This window comes from Sphaerisporangium sp. NPDC049457 (genome assembly GCF_055586705.1).
On sequence record NZ_JBVJHR010000024.1, the window covers coordinates 73300 to 88865 of the forward strand.

Here is a 15566-nt window from a genome sequence, read left to right on the forward strand (position 1 = left end):
CCGCCCCCTGCGCGCGGGCGCGGCACCCCTGCCGGGACCGCCTCGGCCCCGCTGCCCGTTGGCCGCGCCACCCCTGACCGTCCGCCGCCGTGACCGACCCCGCCGGTCGCCCTGACCGCCCCGCCGGTCGGGCGCAGAAGCGGGGACTCCAGGTGCCGGCCGCGCGGGCGACGGGGAATGGCCGGCGGAGAGCCGATGTTGTCGGAGTCGGTGACAGGTCTGCTGGTGCTTTGCGCGACGCTCGCCGCCGGGGTCGTCGTCGGAGTGACGGTGCGGCGGCGCAATGGCGCCGTGCGCGCCACGAGGAGCGACATGGACGTGGTGGCGGCCGGTGATCTCGGCTCCGAGCTGGGCGAACGCGCCACGCTCGTGCAGTTCTCCAGTGCCTTCTGCCAGCCCTGCCGGGCCACCCGGCGCGTGCTGTCGGAGGTCTGCGGCATGGTGCCCGGGGTGCGGCACGTCGAGATCGACGCCGAGTCGCGTCTTGATCTGGTGCGCAGGTACGACGTCCTGCGCACGCCGACCGTGCTCGTCCTCGATCACGCGGGCAGAGTGGTCAAGAAGGCGTCGGGTCAACCCCGCAAGGCGGACGTGATCGCGGCCCTCGGTTTCACCGCGTCTCATGAACCGGACGCGACGTGACAGATGGCGAGACGGCGGGTACTGTCGTGCACATGACACCCTCGACAGAGCTGCTGACGAAGCGGCGCGCGGTTGATTTCTGCCGCGTAGCCACCGCGCTCTGTCGCATGGCCTGAGGGCGATCTCGCGGCCTTCCGCCGCACCGATCTGAACAGTGCCCGATCTCAGCGTCTCCGGCACGATCCTTCAGGAGCATCTGCCATGCAGGTCGATCCCAGAAGCACGCGGTTCTCCGCGGCCGTCACGACGGTCGTCCTGGCGCTGGTCCTGCTCACAGGCAACGCCTGGCTGCTCCTCGCGCAGGGTCTGTTCTTCGCCTTGGGCGTCGCCGGGGTGTCGCCGTACGGGCTGATCTTCAGACGGTTGGTGCGGCCGAGGCTCGGCCCGCCGGCGGAGCTCGAGGACGCCGCCCCGCCCCGCTTCGCGCAGGGGGTCGGGCTGGTGTTCGCGCTCGCCGGAGTGGCGGGGTTCGCCGCGCAGGTCCCGGCGCTCGCGCTCGGCGCGACGGCCGCGGCGCTGCTGGCCGCCCTCCTCAACGCCGCCTTCGGCTTCTGCCTGGGCTGCGAAATGTACTTGATCATCCGCCGTCTAATGCCCGCCGCAACCCGATAAACGGGAGGTTCCCCAATGAGCCGCTCCGCCGTACTGGTGGACGCCGACTGGGTCGAGGCCAACCTCGACACTCCTGGCGTCGTGCTCGTCGAAGTCGACGAGGACGCCAGCGCCTATGACAAGGGCCACATCCGTGGCGCCGTGAAGATCGACTGGAAGAACGACCTGCAGGACCCGGTCCGCCGCGACTTCGTGGACCGTGAGGGCTTCCAGGCCCTTCTGTCGGCTCGGGGCATCGGCAACGACGACACCGTGGTCCTCTACGGTGGCAACAACAACTGGTTCGCCGCGTACGCGTACTGGTACTTCAAGCTCTACGGCCACGAGAACGTCCGCCTGCTCGACGGCGGCCGCAAGAAGTGGGAGCTCGACTCCCGCGAGCTGGTCAAGGACGTGCCGTCGCGTCCCCAGACGCAGTACGCCGCCGCCGACCAGAACCTCTCGCTGCGCGCCTTCCGCGACGACGTCGTCGCCGCGATCGGCAAGCTCAACCTGGTCGACGTCCGCTCGCCCGACGAGTTCACCGGCAAGCTTCTCGCCCCGGCCCACCTGCCGCAGGAGGCCGCGCAGCGGGGTGGCCACATCCCGACCGCGCGCAACATCCCGTGGTCCAAGGCCGCCAACGACGACGGCACCTTCCGTTCCGACGACGAACTGCGCACGCTCTACTCCGAGGCCGGTGTCGACTTCGACAAGGACACCATCGCCTACTGCCGCATCGGCGAGCGCTCCGCCCACACCTGGTTCGTGCTGCACGAGATCCTCGGCCAGCCGAACGTGAAGAACTACGACGGTTCGTGGACCGAATACGGCTCGCTCGTGGGCGTGCCGATCGAGCTTGGGGAGGCCCGATGACCACCATCCAGGGGTGCGCCGCACCCGAACAGACCGTCGCCCTGCCGGCGGGCATCGACCTGTCGACGCAGGCCGTCATCCAGGGCGTCGTCACCGGCGGCGGGCCGGCCTACGCCCGCCTGCTCGACGACTCCGGCGAGTTCACCGGCGAGGTGGTCGTGTCCGACGAGGGCGTCTTCCGCTTCTTCGCCGCGCCGGGCTCCTGGACGGTCCGCATCATCGCGGGCGGCGGCGTCACCAAGGACGTCGCCGTGGAGGCCCGCCTCGGCGAGGTCTCCCAGCTCCAGGTCACCGTCTGACCGATCCGCGCTCCGACCTGAGGGCCGGCGATCCCACCGCGGGATGGCCGGCCCTTCGGCATGCGGGGCCTCCTCCGGCGAGCCGGGAAGCCCGCCGTCGCGCTCGTCCGCCACCAGGTCCGACGGTGGGACACGGACGCGCATCGCTGTTGGGCACAACGCTGCGAGCGGCGCCGCCTGATCGATAACATGTGCCGGATGTCTGATTTCTCGGCGGTGGCGGCCCCCTCCCGCCCGGCGCCCGGCCCGGTGGCGCCCCAAGCGCCGCAAGCGCGCAGGTCGACGCCGTCGCTGTACGCGCTTCCGCTGCACGCTCTGCGCCTGGCCGGGCGGTGCGTCCTGCCGCTGGTCATGTGGTACTCGGCCGGGCAGCTCGTGCGGTTCGGGCTGATGGTCGGCGGCACCGAGATCGCCCGGGGCTCCATGCAGGACCTGCGCTACGCGCTGACCATGCTGGTCTTCATCGTGATGGTCATGGCCGGCCTGGTCGTCTTCGTGGGGATGTTCTACTCGCTGCGCGGCGCGTTGTGGGAGATGCGGGCCAGGCGGGCCGACGACGACGCGGACGACGGGTTCGTCAACAGCCTGAGCAGGGTCATCATCCCCTTCGTCGCGCTCTACCTCGCCTGGGGCTGGCACGTCGACGACGTGCGCGACTTCCTCGGCATGGACATCCAGCGCCAGGTGGACGAGAAGGGCGCGGGCGGCGCCTTCTATGACCTGTTGAGCGGAGCCAACCCGGACACGGCGCGGATCCTCACCAGCCTGAGCTTCACCGCGTCACTGACCATCATGGGTGCGGCCTTCCTGGGCCGCTATCTGTTCACCCTCTGGTACGAGCGCGACCAGAGCAGGGTGGCGGCGCTGGCCGTCGCGTTCTGCGAGCTGTCCTTCTTCTACTACGGCGTGCAGGTGGTCGCCTCCCGCAGCGAATGGGTGGGGGGCTGGCTGGACCACCGGGTCGGCTGGATCTGGTTGCAGGACGTCCTCGACCAGTTGTGGGTGCACGTTCCGGGCCTGGCCGCTCTCGGTGAGCTGGTGGGCGCCGCCCTGCCGTACGCCTGGGACGCGCTGGTGCTGCCCGCCGTGTGGCTGACGGTCGCCATCCTCATGTACGGCGCCTACGCCGAGGACGCCGGCGCCGTGATCAGGGGCACCCGGCTGGAGGGCGTGGCCGCCCAGGTCGGGACGGCGCTGAACGAGCGAACGCACTCGCTGACCCGCCGCACCCTGGTCCGGCTCTTCGGCCGGTGGGCCGACTGGGTGCCGCTGCTGCACACCGTCCGGCTGACGGTCAGGGGCGGGGCCCCGCTGTTCGGATACTTCGCGTTGTGCTTCGTCGGGCTGCACGTGGGGATGGACTACGCCTGGCGCGGCGCCGTCTACCTCCTCGGCGGCGACCACCCCACGCTGTACCTGGACGTCTTGTTCGTTCCGGTCGGCTTCGTCGTCGATCTCGCCCGCACCGTGCTGATGGTCTGCCTGCTGGCGGCGACGTTCGACATCGCGGCCGGCGCCGAGCGGCGGCGGCGGGCCGCCGCCGCGCTCAGCGTGCGAAGCGCAGAGCAGGACCCCACTCCCGCTCTCCCACGTAGGAGTTAGGCCACAGCAGCAGCTCGACCTGCCCGGCCACGTCCTTCGGCACCGAGCTGAGCAGCGTGAAGCGCGCGGGCACGCCCTGGGTGAGCTTCTCCGGCGCCTTCCAGGTGAGCGCCATCCAGGTGCGGCCCGACGAGTCACCCACGTAGTAGTACGGCGGTGTGGTGGTGTAGAAGGTGCCGCGCTCGTTCAGCGGGGTGCCTTCGAGGTCGATCTGCAGCATGACGGTGCCGGGGGTGGTGTTCTCCGGCTGCTTCGCGAGGGGCTCGATCTTCAGCAGGCGCCAGCGGGCGTTCTCGAAGTCCGCGGTGCGGCCTGGGGGCACCTCGCGTATTTGCGCGACCGGATTGTCCCGCTCGAACCGGGCCGTCGCGTCGAAGTACCGCACACCGAGAAGCGCGGCGGTGAGCGCGGCGGCGCCGAGCAACTGCAGGCCGATCTTCACCGGCTTGGACATCCGCCGGCCACGTCCCCGAGGAGAGGCCGCGGAGGCGGCGTGCTCGGCCCCCGGACGGGCCGCGGGGCCGGTCGGCGCCGCGCCGGGGGACGGCCCGGCGGCAGGATCGGCGGAGGGAGCGCCGGCCGGGGCGGCGGGCGGCGGCCATGGGCGCCGGCCAGCGACCGGCCCGCTCTCCACCGCCGGCATCGGCACCGTCGAGGACCCTCGCGGCTCCTCCTGTTCCGGCGCCGGAGGAGGCCAGACCCGGGTGTCCGGCCGGGGCATGCGCGGGGCGGGGGTGAACCACGACGGCTCCGCGGCGGGCGGCCGCCACACGCCGGTGTCGTTGGGATTGGGGCCGCTCATATGCCGCTCACCTCGTAGCCGTCCTTGGCGGCGTTCATCGCCTCGCGGGCCTTCGCCTGGTCCAGGCCGAGGTCCATGGACACTTCGGGCATGTACTGGTCGCCGTAGAAGATGGAGTTGATCGGTTCGGACACCACCACCCGGGCGCCGGCGACCTCGTCGGGCGGGATCTCGAAGAAGCAGAGCCCTGAGCGCCACCACCCCGGCTGAATCCACTTGTTGCTGAGCGTCGCCGTCTCGTTGACCTTGTCGGTCGCCTCGAAGCGCAGGCCGTCCGCCGTGATCAGGTGGGGCACCAGCTTGGTCGGCCGTCGCGGCGAGGTGGCGCCGACCTTGACGACGAGGAAGATCTGTTCGGTCGTCGCCTCGTCCGTGCTGTAGGTCCTCTTCACCCGGACCGAGCGGGCGAACTCGACCTGCTCCAGCCGGGCGGAGAAGCGGCCGGTCACCAGGTTCTCGCGCATGCCGCCCGAGACGGTCACCGGCGCGATCTTCTCGTCCACGGTCATCACGAAGGTCTGCAGGTAGACGGCGCCGAGCGCCAGCGCGACGCCGATCACGGCGGCCACGACGCGGCGCCACGCGGGGGGACGCGGACCTCGCGGCTCCGGCCGCCGCGGCGGCGCCGAAGCGGGCGGAGGCACGAAGTCAGACGAGAGGGCCATCAAGGGGTCTCCACTCTCACCGGGAGATCGACCTGCGCGGCCACCACAGGTTTGTGCCGGGTCTGCGGCTCCGCGAGACCGAGCCGCGGAGGTCCCGTCTCGGCGGACGACGGAGCCGGCGTGGGTGTCGTCTTCGGCGCCGCCGACGTCACAGGAGGCTCCTCGTCGACCCTCTGCCAGTTGTGCGTCTGGTTGAAGAAGTCCTCGTGCCACTCGAAGGTGGCGACGTCGATGCGCACCTTCTCGGGCACGGGCCGGCCCGGTTCCATCTCGAAGGACAGGACCACGGTCGTCGGCACGCCCGGGTGTAGCTGCGAGTACGGCCGCTCCTGGGAGATCGACCTGATGTAGGGCCCCGAGCCGCCCGGCTTCGCCGCCGGCTTGATCGTCGTGGCGTCGGCGCGCACGGTGGGAAGCGCGTTGTCCATCGTCTGCGCCAGGATCGTGCGGTCCGCCTGGTTGGTGACCTTCAGGATGATCTGGAGGTAGCGCTTGCTCGCGGCGCCCATCCCGTACTTGGCGCCGGAGCGGACCACGGCGTCCTCGAAGACGGTGCGCATCTGCCCTTGGTCGAACTCGGCGCCCTTGCCCAGCCGCTCCACCGGCTTCTGAGGGGCTTGCTCAAGGCCGCCGAAGGCGGCGCTCACTCCCACGGTCGCGGCGGCCAGGACGACGACGGCCGGAATCAGGACCGGCCGCCTGCGCCGGACGCCGCGAGGAGGGGTGGACATCATGGCAAAGGATGGTAGCCGGTACGTGATCCCCTTCCGTCTCCTTAGTCCCATAGATACACACCAGACACCTGTAGACGGCCACATAAACGGCAAATCACCGGAGGGTGATCGTGTCACCACCCCGCGCGTTCGGCGGCGGGGCTAACCGCGCGGTGCCCTGATACCGCATTGCGGTGATGCCCTGCGAGGGTTGCGACGCCATGGATACCATGCGCAGGATGTCCGATTCGTTGACCTTGGGGGTTGGGTCACGGCCCGTGTCCGGCGCCGTCCGATGGTGGCGGCGCTCGCCGTACGGGCTGCCGTCGCACGCGCTGGCGCTGTGGCTGCGGTGCCTGGCGCCGCTGGTGCTGTGGTTCACCGCCGGTGAGCTGGGGCGGTTCGGCCTGCTGGTGGCCGGGTCGGAGCTCTCGCACGGCGCGCACCGCGAGTGGCGGCAGGCCGGCGCCATGTTCCTGTTCATCGTCATGGTCATGCTCGGCATGATCGTGACCGTCGGCATGCTGCACACCGTGCGCGGGGCGCTGACCGAGACCGCCGCCGGGCGGGCGGAGGGCCGGGCCCCCGAGCCGCTGTTCACCGCGCTCGGCCGCGCCATCATCGCCTACGTCGCCGTCTACCTGGCCTGGGGATGGCACACGGCGGACTGGCGCCGGTTCGCGAACGCCGATCTGGACCGCTACGCCGAGCAGTACGACAGCTACTGGGCCGCGGGCGTCGAGAACGCCCTCGGCGAGGCGAGCGGGCGGCCGCCGGTCCCGCCGGTGACGCCCGACGCCGGCACCGGCCTCGTCCTCGACGTGAAGATCGCCCTGGTCTTCACCGGCGTCGCCCTGGTGCTGCGCTACGTCGTGTCGGCTCTCCACCACCGCCGGGGCGGGCCGCGACTCGCCCTCGCGGTCGCGTTCCTGGAACTGGCGTACACCTTCTACGGTGCGGTGCTCGTCGTGACCTGGATCGGCGAACGGTCGGAGTGGCTGAGCCGGCGCGTGGCCGTGACCTGGTGGAACGAGCGCTGGGCCGCGCTGGAACAGGCGGTGCCCGGCTTCCAGGCGGCGATGGAGCGCATCGCCGAGCTGCGCCCGCACCTCGGCGGCGCGGTGCTGACGCCGCTCATCCTGCTGACCCTCGCCATCCTGGTGTGCGGGGCGTACGCGGACGGCGCGCGGGACGTGGTCAGGGGCACCGCGCTGGAGGGAGCCGGCACGAGGGCCGGGCGGCGCGCCCACCGGCTCACCCGGAGCGGCGCGGGCCTGCTCGCCGCGCGGACCGGCCTCGACCGCTGGCCGCCGCTGCTGCACGCCCTGCGGCTGACCCTGCGGGGCGGCGCTCCGCTGTTCACCCTCCTGTGCCTGTGCCACGTGCTGCTCAGCGTGGCCATGGACTACGCCGAGCGCGGCGTCTACCACCTGATCGGCACGGCGCACCGCCAGCTCGACTGGGAGGTCTACCAGATCCCGGTGCATTTCGGGCGTGAGCTGATCTTCACCACGCTGACGCTGTGCCTGTGCGCCGCCGCCTTCGACATCGCGGCGACCCGTCAGCGGGCGAAGCGCAGCGTCTCCCCATCGGAGTAGCTCAGCACGAGCTCGGCCGTGTCCCGCAGCCGCTCGGGCACGACCGCGACCACCTTCATCCGCACCGGCCGGCCGACCTGGAGCTCCGAGCGGATCGGCGTCTCCTCGGGGCCGGCCAGCCACACGTGCCCGGCCCGGTCGCGCATGGTGAACCGGGGCGGGAAGGACCGCTGGATCTCCGTCGTCGAGATGGGCGTCACCCGCACGTCCGCGACCAGGGACGCGGTGCCGGCGTCCTGCCCGGGCGCCTGCGGGCCGGCGGTCACGCCGACCTTCCAGCGCACGCCGCGCATCGTCGCCTCCTGGCCGCGCCGTACGTCGGTGACGGCCGCGGACGGGTACCGGTCGGCCACCCAGGCCGACTTGTCCCACCACTGCACGCCCACCGTGCCCGCGACCAGCCCGGCGGCCGCGGCCAGCAGGCCTGCCCCGCGCAGCGCCCGGACGAGCCGGCCGCGCCCCGGCGGCTCGGCGGACCCGGGCTCGGCGGACCTGTGGGCGGCGGACTTCGGCTCGGCAGGTTTCGGCTCGGCAGGTTTCGGTGCGGCAGGTTTCGGTGCGGCGGGTTCCGGCTCGCGGTCGGCCGCCGGCGTGAACAGCGACGGGGGCGGCGGGTCGTCCGGCCTGACCACCGGGATCGGGAACGTGGTCGGGAACGCCTCCCAGGAACCCGTCGAGGTGACCGATCCGCCGTCCGCGGGGGAGTTGCGCGGGTTGGGGGCGAAGGCGTCGAACGGCTCCTCCTCCGGCTCGGGCGCCTGGTCGCGCCCGCGGTCGCGGCTCACAGCCCGGCCACCAGCCGCACCGAGTCCTGCATCTCGTCCAGCAGCCGCCCGGTGGCGGCGTCGTCGGCGGTGAGGGACAGAGAGGCCTCCGGGAGCAGCTGGTCGTACCGGCCGGGATGGATGTCGTCGTGGATCCCGTTGCCGGACGGCGCGGTGACCGTGATGGCGGCGCCGGGCAGCGCCTCCTTCGGCACCTCGAAGACATAGGTGAGCTCGGACCACCAGCCGTGCTGCACGGCGTGGCCGGTCCGCGTGTAGAGGTCGTACACCCGGTCGGTGGTGGCGTAGGCGAGCCCGTCGCGGGTGAGCAGCGTCGCGTCCTTCAGCCACCGCGGCTCGTCGGCGGATGTGGCCTGGACGGTGGCGACCACGAAGACGTCCGGGGTGTGCACGCGGCCGGTCTCCTCGATCGTCTCCGTCCCGGCGGCCGGGTCGCCGGACGGGCTCGCCAGCAGGATCGTCCTGGTGGTGACGACGCGCTCCAGCCGCATGCTGAACCATCCGGTCTCGGCCACCGCCCCGGCCGCCGCGTGCGTGGTCAGCGGCGCGTCCAGGGCGTCCTTGTCCATGACGTAGGTGTGCGCGTACACGGCCGCGGCGGCGAAGGCCAGCGCCGCCACGCCGCCGCCGAGCCGCCGCCCCGCCCGGCGGGCGCGCGAGCCGGGACGCGGTCGCCCGGCGTTCTCCGGTTCCGCGACCGCCGCCGCGCCCGACGTGCCCTCCGCAGTGCCCTCCGACGTGCCCTTCGCGGTGCCGTCCGGCGGCGCCGTGGTCCGCTGGATCATCACGCCTCCTCGCGCACGGGCAGGGTGACCCGCGCGGCGACCACGGGCCTGCCGTCCTCGCCGCTCACGAGTCGGGCCCGGTGGCGCCCGGTGAAGGCGTCCTCGTGGTTCTCGTAGCGGCCGAGATCGACGATCAGCGACTCAGGGAAGGAAGGCGGCGGCTCGTCGCCGCCGGCGTTGGACCGGAAGCGCATCACCACCGTGGAGGTCCGCTTGGGCGGGAGCAGCCTGCCGGGCACGCCCTCCGCGGGGACGACGTCGCCGAACCGCCACTTCCCCGCGTCCTCGCCGCCGGCGGGGCTCTTCAACGGGTCCCCCTGCGGCGGCGCGATCCGCAGGAGGGAGTCCTCCAGCCACACCAGCGGCACGCTCGTCCGCGCCTCGTTGTAGACCCGCAGACTCAGCTCCAGGACGGACTCCTTCGGTGCGGCGCGATCGTCCGGATCGGTGGGCACGGACCGCACGACCGCCCGCTCGATCTTCGTGCGGAACAGGTCCTGGTCGACCTCCTGGCCCGCTCCACGTCCCGGAGGCGGCTGGACGGGGGCCTGCCGCAGGCCGCCCAGGGCGGCGGTGGCTCCCAGGCCGGCGGCGGCGAGCAGGACCACGGCCGGCACCAGGATCGGGCGTCGACGACGGCGGCCGCGACCAACGGTGGACGACGTCATGCCACACGATCGTAATCGCTACCTCTGTCCCGTCCGCCTCGTTCGTCCCAATCGCATGGTCAAGCGGGCAGGAATCTGGTCCGAATGGCGAGAACCGTGCCCGAATGCGGTGCCCAGCTCATACGCTGTCACAGTCGGAGAGCGGGCCGCGCGAGCACACCGGTGAGCTTCCCGGCAGGCGCGACCCTTGATCAGGTGGAGGTCCGGTGGCGGACGTGCACCCGGAGCATGCGCAGCTGCAGGCTGACCGGATCTACCTCGGCTGGCAGTACGCGATGCTGTTCCCCGACCCCGGGCCGCCCCCCAAGCGCCCTTCGCCGGCCGAGGCCCCCGCGGAGCCCGCCGCCGTCGATCCCGCGTGGGTGCGCAGAGAACGCCTTCAGGAAGACCTGCTCAACCGTCCCGTGAAGATCGTCGGCATCTTCATGGCCCTGCTCGCGGTGCTCATCCTCGGTCTCGGCGTCGGCGAGATCATGGGCTGGCCGTTCGTCGTCATCGGGCTGGTCGCCACCGGGGGCATCGCCGCCATCTGCGGGTACGCCGTCCACCAGGGCGAGCGCGCCCTCCGCTCGCGCGTCCGCGAGCAGGAGGCGCGGGCCGGCAGGCAGCGCGAGCAGCGCGAGCGCGAGCTGTTCCTGGCCCAGGAGGAGCACGCCGCCCGCTACCGCGACTGGGCCGCCAAGAAGGACCAGTACGACAAGCAGCTCACCTGGTACGCCGTGGCCGTGCCCGACGAGATCGACCGCATCGACGTCGCCGGCGGCACCCTGCCCGGCTGGTCGGCGCTGATCACCCTGCTCGGCGCCACCCGCCTGTACAGCGGCGGCCACCTCACCGTGCTCGACCTGTCCGAGGGCGCCATCGCCAAGGACCTCATCGAGCTGGCCAGGCGCGGCGGCGACGACCCGCTGGTCTGGGTGCTGCCGACCGACCTGCCGCGGCTGGACCTCGGCGCGACGCTGCCCCCCGAGGCGTTCGCCGACGTGCTCGCGCACGTCGTGAGCGTCAGCGAGGAGCACCGCACCACCCGCGACCTGAGCTTCGACAACGCGATCCTCGAACGGGTGCTGGAGGTCCTCGGCGAGAACGCCACGATCAACCAGGTCACCGCGGCGCTGCGCGCCCTGGCCCAGGTGGGCGACCCGCGCGACGACCTGCGGTACGGCCTGCTCACCGCCACCCAGCTCGAACGCATCGGCACCCTGTTCGGCCGCGGCGTCACCGACCGCGTGGTCATCGAGCGCGCCTGGGCCCTTGAGTCCCAGCTGCGCAAGCTGGAGACGCTCGGCTCCGAGGCCGTGCGGCTGCCGCCGGCCCGGCTGCGGGTGGTCTCCATGGACCGCCAGGCCGGCGTGTTCGGCAACCGCGTGCTCGGCACCTACGTCGCCACCGCGCTGACGCACATCCTGCGGCAGTCACCGGCCTCCGAGCGCCCCTGGTACCACACGATCATCGTCGCGGGCGCGGACAAGCTGCGCGGCGACGTGCTCGACCGGCTGATGGACGCCTGCGAGACCTCCCAGACCGGCCTGGTGCTCACCTACCGCTCGCTCACCCCGACGGTGAGAGAGCGCCTCGGCCGCGGCCACGCCGCCGTCGCGTTCATGCGCCTGGGCAACGCCGAGGACGCCAGGGTGGCCAGCGAGCACATGGGCACCGAGCACCGTCTCGAACTGGCGCAGCTCACCGAGACCATCGGCCCCACCGTGGACGGCCTGAACGGCTCCTACACCTCGACGGTCGGCGAGGGCGCCGGCCGCGCCGGGCACGAGGAGGCGGACAAGGACGACGAGGGAGACCTCAAAGAGAGCATCACCGAGTCGACCGAGTGGGGCCGCCAGGCCAGCAAGGCGATGGGGGAGGAGCGCGTGCTGCACCGCAGCCGGGAGTTCCTGGTGGAACCGCACCAGCTCCAGCAGCTGCCGACGACCTCGGTCATCGTCACGCACGCGACGGCCGAGGGACGGCAGGTGCGGCTCGCCGACGCCAACCCGGCCATCCTCACCTTCCCCAAGACCACTCTGGGGGAGTTCGAGGAGGTCCGCCGGGTCATGCTCGCCCCGCCGGAGCCCGAACCGGACCCCGAGGCCGACCCCTTCCCGCCCAACCTCGGCCCTCCGCCGGAGCGGCTCGACTGGAGGAGGACCCCGTGAGCCCGGCGGCGAGGGCCCGGTGACCCCCGCCGGGGACGCGACCCGGGCGCGCGCTCGGTGACCCCCGCCGGCGCGGCGGTCCGGGCGCGCGGCCGGTGACCCCGCCCGTCCCGGGAGCCGTCCGGGAGGGGCCGCACGGGAGAAGAAGGCATTGAAGAGGTAATCCCCTGGCAAACGCCGGTGGCCGAACGGATTCGAGCTTGATATGCAGGCAAGCGTGTCCTCCGCAGCGCCTAGCGCGCCGTTCCCGCTGAGTGGTCCGTGGTATCGCATCCAGGCGATCACCGCCCCCTCGCGTAGCTCGTCGGCAGAGTGGGATTTCGTCACCGTGCTGCCCGCCGTGCTGTCCGCCGCCCAGCGCAACCGGCCGTTCGTCATCGGCTGGCTGTCGCGCGGGTCCGGCGCGCCCCTCGAACTGATCACCAACGCCGGCCCGCTGACCCCGCCGCGCCCGCCGCGCCGCGCGTCCAGCGCCACCGTCGAGGAGCCGCCGCACGGCCCGCAGCCGCTGCTGTTCCCCGGCGGCGCCCGGGGCGTCGAGATCGGCGACGACTGGCTCGCCGACCTGGCCGACCTCGCCTGGACGCCCTGTCCGGGCCGCCAGGCGCCGCCGCTCGCCGGCCGCAGGGAGCCCGGCCCCGACGACCTGCTGCGCCCCACCCTGTTCGAGTCCACGCTGGTCACCTTGATGTCGCGCCCGTTCGCCTGGCTGGTGGTGGCCGAGCCCACCGACCTGCTGGACGCCGAGGTGGCCCACCTGCGCACCCAGCTCAACGTGCTGCGCCAGTACGGCGACGCCTCCGAGCGCAGCCGCTTCGACGCCGAACGGGCCGAACGGCGCATGCAGGAGCTGGACGCCTTCCGCGAGGCCGGCCTGTGGAACGTCCGCGTGCTGGCCGGCGCGGCCGGCCCCGACGAGCTGCGCCAGATCGCCCCGGTGCTCGTCGGGTCGGTCGAGATGAGCCACCACCCCTACCGGCTGCGCAGCGCCCTGTCGCTGCCCATCCTGGCCGGGTTCGGCCGCTCCACCACCGGCGAGCCGCTGTACGGGTTCGCCGAGGCGCTCGGCGTCACCCTGCAGGATCCGGCCGACGGCGCCGCGGCGCCGTTCGCGGCCACCGCCGGGGCGCTGGCCGCCCTGGCCGGGCTGCCGCGCCGCGAGGTCCCGGGCGTGCGCGTGCTGGACGCGGGATTCTTCGACGTCACCAGCGAGGCCGACGTGCGCAGCACCGGAGAGCCGGTGCTCGACCTGGGTGCGATCATCGACGGGCAGGACCGCGCGGTCGGCTCGTTCCGGGTGCCGCTGGCGACGCTCAACCGGCACGCGTTCGTCACCGGGGCCACCGGGTCGGGCAAGTCGCAGACCGTCCGCCACCTGCTGGAGCAGCTCACCGAGGCCGGCATTCCGTGGCTGGCCATCGAGCCGGCCAAGTCCGAGTACGCCGCGATGGCCGGCCGCGTCGAGCACCTGTCCCCGCTGACCGTGATCAACCCCTCGGCGCCCGACAACGTGCCGTTCAGCGTCAACCCGCTCGCCCCCGAGCCCGGCTACCCGGTGCAGGCCCACATCGACATGGTCCGCGCGCTGTTCATGGCGGCCTTCGACGCCGAGGAGCCGTTCCCGCAGATCATGTCGCTGGCGTTGCAGCGGGTGTACGAGGCCAACGGCTGGGACGTCGTCACCGGCGGCGGCATCCCCGGCGCCGCCGTCCAGCCGGCGGTGCCGACGCTGGAGCAGTTACAGGCGCAGGCCCTTGAGGTCATCCAGGAGATCGGGTACGGCAGGGAGGTGCAGGCCGACGTCGAAGGCTTCATCAGCCTGCGCCTGCGCAGCCTGCGCGTCGGCTCGGCCGGCCGGTTCTTCGAGGGCGGCCACCCGGCCGACATCGGCGGCCTGCTCCAGCGCAACGTGGTGTTCGCCATCGAGGACGTCGCCAACGACGAGGACAAGGCGTTCCTCATGGGCACGCTGATCATCCGCATCGTCGAGCACCTGCGCATGCGCGCCCGCCAGGAGAAGTCCAAGGGGCTCCAGCACGTCATCGTCATCGAGGAGGCCCACCGGCTGCTGCGCGACCGCGGCTCCCAGCGGGCGAGCACCCACGCGGTCGAACTGCTCGCCGGCATGCTGGCCGAGATCCGCGCGTACGGCGAGGGCATCGTCGTGGCCGAGCAGATCCCCACCAAGCTCATCGCCGACGTGGTCAAGAACACCGCGCTGAAGGTCGTGCACCGGCTGCCCGCCGAGGACGACCGCAGGCTGGTCGGCGCCGCGATCAACCTCAGCGAGGAGCAGTCGCGCCAGGTGGTCTCGCTGCAGCCCGGCATCGCCGCCGTCTTCGCCGACGGCATGGACCGCCCGCTGCGCATCCAGGTGCCGCTGGGCGAGGACCGCGAGCACACCCTCCTCGGCCCCATCCCGCCGATCCGCGGACGCAGGTCGGCCGCGTGCGGGCACGAGTGCACCACCGGCAAGGCGTGCACGCTGTTCGAGCTGCGCGAGGCCGACCTGCTCGCCGACGCGCCCGAGTGGGCGTGGCTGCGCATCTGGACCGACACCGTGGTGCTCGCCTTCTGCACCAACCGGTCGCTGCCGGGCGTGCCGCGCGTGCTGGCCGACATCTGGGCCGAGCTGCCGGCCCGGCGCCGCGAGTGCCTGCTCGCGACGCTCGTCGAACGCGCCGTCGCCCGCAGGGCGTGGTCGCTGCGCACCTTCTACGACCCCGCCCTGCTCACGGTCAAGGCCGCCGAGGTGGCGGCCGGCCTGCTCGGCCCGTCCGGGGACGCCAAGCCCGCGGCCGGCGAGCGGCCGGGCGCCGCGTGGGTGATCCCGCAGGTCCGCTGGGTGCACGAGGTCGACAGGCTGTTCCCGTACGGCCGTCCGGCCCCCAACCTGCGCAGTCCCGCGCCCGCGATGGAGTACGCCCTGTTCGGCACCGACCCCACCGGGCGTCCCTACCCGCACCCCGGCCTGAACGGGCCTGGCAACGGGCCGGGCAACGGGCCGGGGAACGTGCCGGGGAACGGGTCCGGCAAGGGGGATGCCATGGCCCGCACCGAGCTGCTCGGCCACCGCGCCAAGGCGCTGCGCCACCACCCGCTGTCCATGGAGATGGACCGCAACCGCGCCCTGGCCTGGCGGGTGCTGCTCGGCGACGACGAGCACGAGGGCGTCGAGCGCGACTTCGCCACCGTCGCCATCGGCGTCGAGCCCCGCGACCGCGTGCGGCACATCGCCCAGACCATGGGGGCCGCCTGGCTGGAGACCGTCCTGTCCTGGCCGCGGCGCTTCGTCCTGCCGTTCGAGGGCGGCGCCGAGCACCAGGCCGAACTGTCCTTCATGGACTGACGGGGCGCTCGGGAGGGGCACTTTGGGCGCTCGTGAGG

The 15566-nt window shown here is 72.7% G+C and carries 15 protein-coding genes; 9 read left to right on the forward strand and 6 right to left on the reverse strand.

Annotated elements, in window-relative coordinates; translation table 11 throughout:
- Window positions 1-312 precede the first annotated feature (312 nt).
- The 6 genes from ACZ6QO_RS31925 to ACZ6QO_RS31950 all read left to right on the forward strand — a co-directional run bounded on the left by ACZ6QO_RS31925 (window position 313) and on the right by ACZ6QO_RS31950 (window position 4010).
- On the forward strand, window positions 313-642 hold the full coding sequence (locus ACZ6QO_RS31925; protein WP_465856314.1) for a thioredoxin family protein: 330 nt from the start codon (window positions 313-315) through the stop codon (window positions 640-642).
- A gap of 32 nt (window positions 643-674) precedes the next feature.
- On the forward strand, window positions 675-758 hold the full coding sequence (locus ACZ6QO_RS31930; RefSeq protein WP_358546035.1) for a putative leader peptide: 84 nt from the start codon (window positions 675-677) through the stop codon (window positions 756-758).
- A gap of 85 nt (window positions 759-843) precedes the next feature.
- On the forward strand, window positions 844-1254 hold the full coding sequence (locus ACZ6QO_RS31935) for a DUF4395 domain-containing protein (RefSeq protein WP_465856173.1): 411 nt from the start codon (window positions 844-846) through the stop codon (window positions 1252-1254).
- Window positions 1255-1269: 15 nt separating this feature from the next.
- A complete protein-coding gene (locus tag ACZ6QO_RS31940; RefSeq protein WP_465856175.1) occupies window positions 1270-2109 on the forward strand; it encodes a sulfurtransferase in 840 nt (279 codons plus the stop codon).
- Window positions 2106-2408 carry a DUF1416 domain-containing protein gene (locus tag ACZ6QO_RS31945; protein ID WP_465856177.1) on the forward strand — a complete coding sequence of 101 codons (303 nt, stop codon included), beginning with the start codon at window positions 2106-2108 and terminating at the stop codon, window positions 2406-2408. Before ACZ6QO_RS31940 ends, ACZ6QO_RS31945 begins: the two co-directional genes overlap by 4 nt.
- Before the next feature lie 198 nt (window positions 2409-2606).
- Window positions 2607-4010: a hypothetical protein gene (locus tag ACZ6QO_RS31950; RefSeq protein ID WP_465856179.1), complete on the forward strand. Its 1404-nt coding sequence runs from the start codon at window positions 2607-2609 to the stop codon at window positions 4008-4010.
- On the opposite strand, the gene ACZ6QO_RS31955 is transcribed toward ACZ6QO_RS31950, so the two are convergent.
- From ACZ6QO_RS31955 to ACZ6QO_RS31965, 3 genes are all read right to left on the reverse strand, one after another.
- Window positions 3955-4812: a hypothetical protein gene (locus tag ACZ6QO_RS31955; RefSeq protein WP_465856181.1), complete on the reverse strand. Its 858-nt coding sequence runs from the start codon at window positions 4810-4812 to the stop codon at window positions 3955-3957. The genes ACZ6QO_RS31950 and ACZ6QO_RS31955 overlap by 56 nt on opposite strands.
- Window positions 4809-5381 (reverse strand): hypothetical protein, encoded by a 573-nt coding sequence (locus ACZ6QO_RS31960; RefSeq protein ID WP_465856183.1) that lies wholly within the window; start codon window positions 5379-5381, stop codon window positions 4809-4811. The genes ACZ6QO_RS31955 and ACZ6QO_RS31960 overlap by 4 nt, the downstream gene beginning before the upstream one ends.
- 95 nt (window positions 5382-5476) lie before the next feature.
- A complete protein-coding gene (locus ACZ6QO_RS31965; protein ID WP_465856185.1) occupies window positions 5477-6211 on the reverse strand; it encodes a hypothetical protein in 735 nt (244 codons plus the stop codon).
- Between the two features lie 218 nt (window positions 6212-6429).
- On the opposite strand from ACZ6QO_RS31965, the gene ACZ6QO_RS31970 reads away from it, so the two are divergent.
- Window positions 6430-7788 (forward strand): hypothetical protein, encoded by a 1359-nt coding sequence (locus ACZ6QO_RS31970; RefSeq protein ID WP_465856187.1) that lies wholly within the window; start codon window positions 6430-6432, stop codon window positions 7786-7788.
- On the opposite strand, the gene ACZ6QO_RS31975 is transcribed toward ACZ6QO_RS31970, so the two are convergent.
- Genes ACZ6QO_RS31975 through ACZ6QO_RS31985 form a run of 3 tightly spaced genes read right to left on the reverse strand, consistent with a single transcriptional unit; the run spans window position 7752 to window position 10026 of the window.
- Window positions 7752-8573, reverse strand: coding sequence for a hypothetical protein (locus ACZ6QO_RS31975; RefSeq protein ID WP_465856189.1), 822 nt, complete (start codon window positions 8571-8573; stop codon window positions 7752-7754). The two genes, ACZ6QO_RS31970 and ACZ6QO_RS31975, sit on opposite strands and share 37 nt — an antisense overlap.
- Window positions 8570-9358, reverse strand: a complete 789-nt coding sequence (locus ACZ6QO_RS31980) for a hypothetical protein (RefSeq protein ID WP_465856191.1) — start codon at window positions 9356-9358, stop codon at window positions 8570-8572. Before ACZ6QO_RS31980 ends, ACZ6QO_RS31975 begins: the two co-directional genes overlap by 4 nt.
- Complete coding sequence (locus tag ACZ6QO_RS31985) at window positions 9358-10026, reverse strand: hypothetical protein (protein ID WP_465856193.1); 669 nt, start codon at window positions 10024-10026, stop codon at window positions 9358-9360. The genes ACZ6QO_RS31980 and ACZ6QO_RS31985 overlap by 1 nt, the downstream gene beginning before the upstream one ends.
- Window positions 10027-10232: 206 nt before the next feature.
- Here ACZ6QO_RS31985 and ACZ6QO_RS31990 point away from each other — a divergent pair, with 206 nt between their 5' ends.
- Window positions 10233-12179 carry a hypothetical protein gene (locus tag ACZ6QO_RS31990; protein ID WP_465856195.1) on the forward strand — a complete coding sequence of 649 codons (1947 nt, stop codon included), beginning with the start codon at window positions 10233-10235 and terminating at the stop codon, window positions 12177-12179.
- Between the two features lie 205 nt (window positions 12180-12384).
- Window positions 12385-15528, forward strand: coding sequence for an ATP-binding protein (locus ACZ6QO_RS31995; RefSeq protein WP_465856197.1), 3144 nt, complete (start codon window positions 12385-12387; stop codon window positions 15526-15528).
- Window positions 15529-15566: the final 38 nt, after the last annotated feature.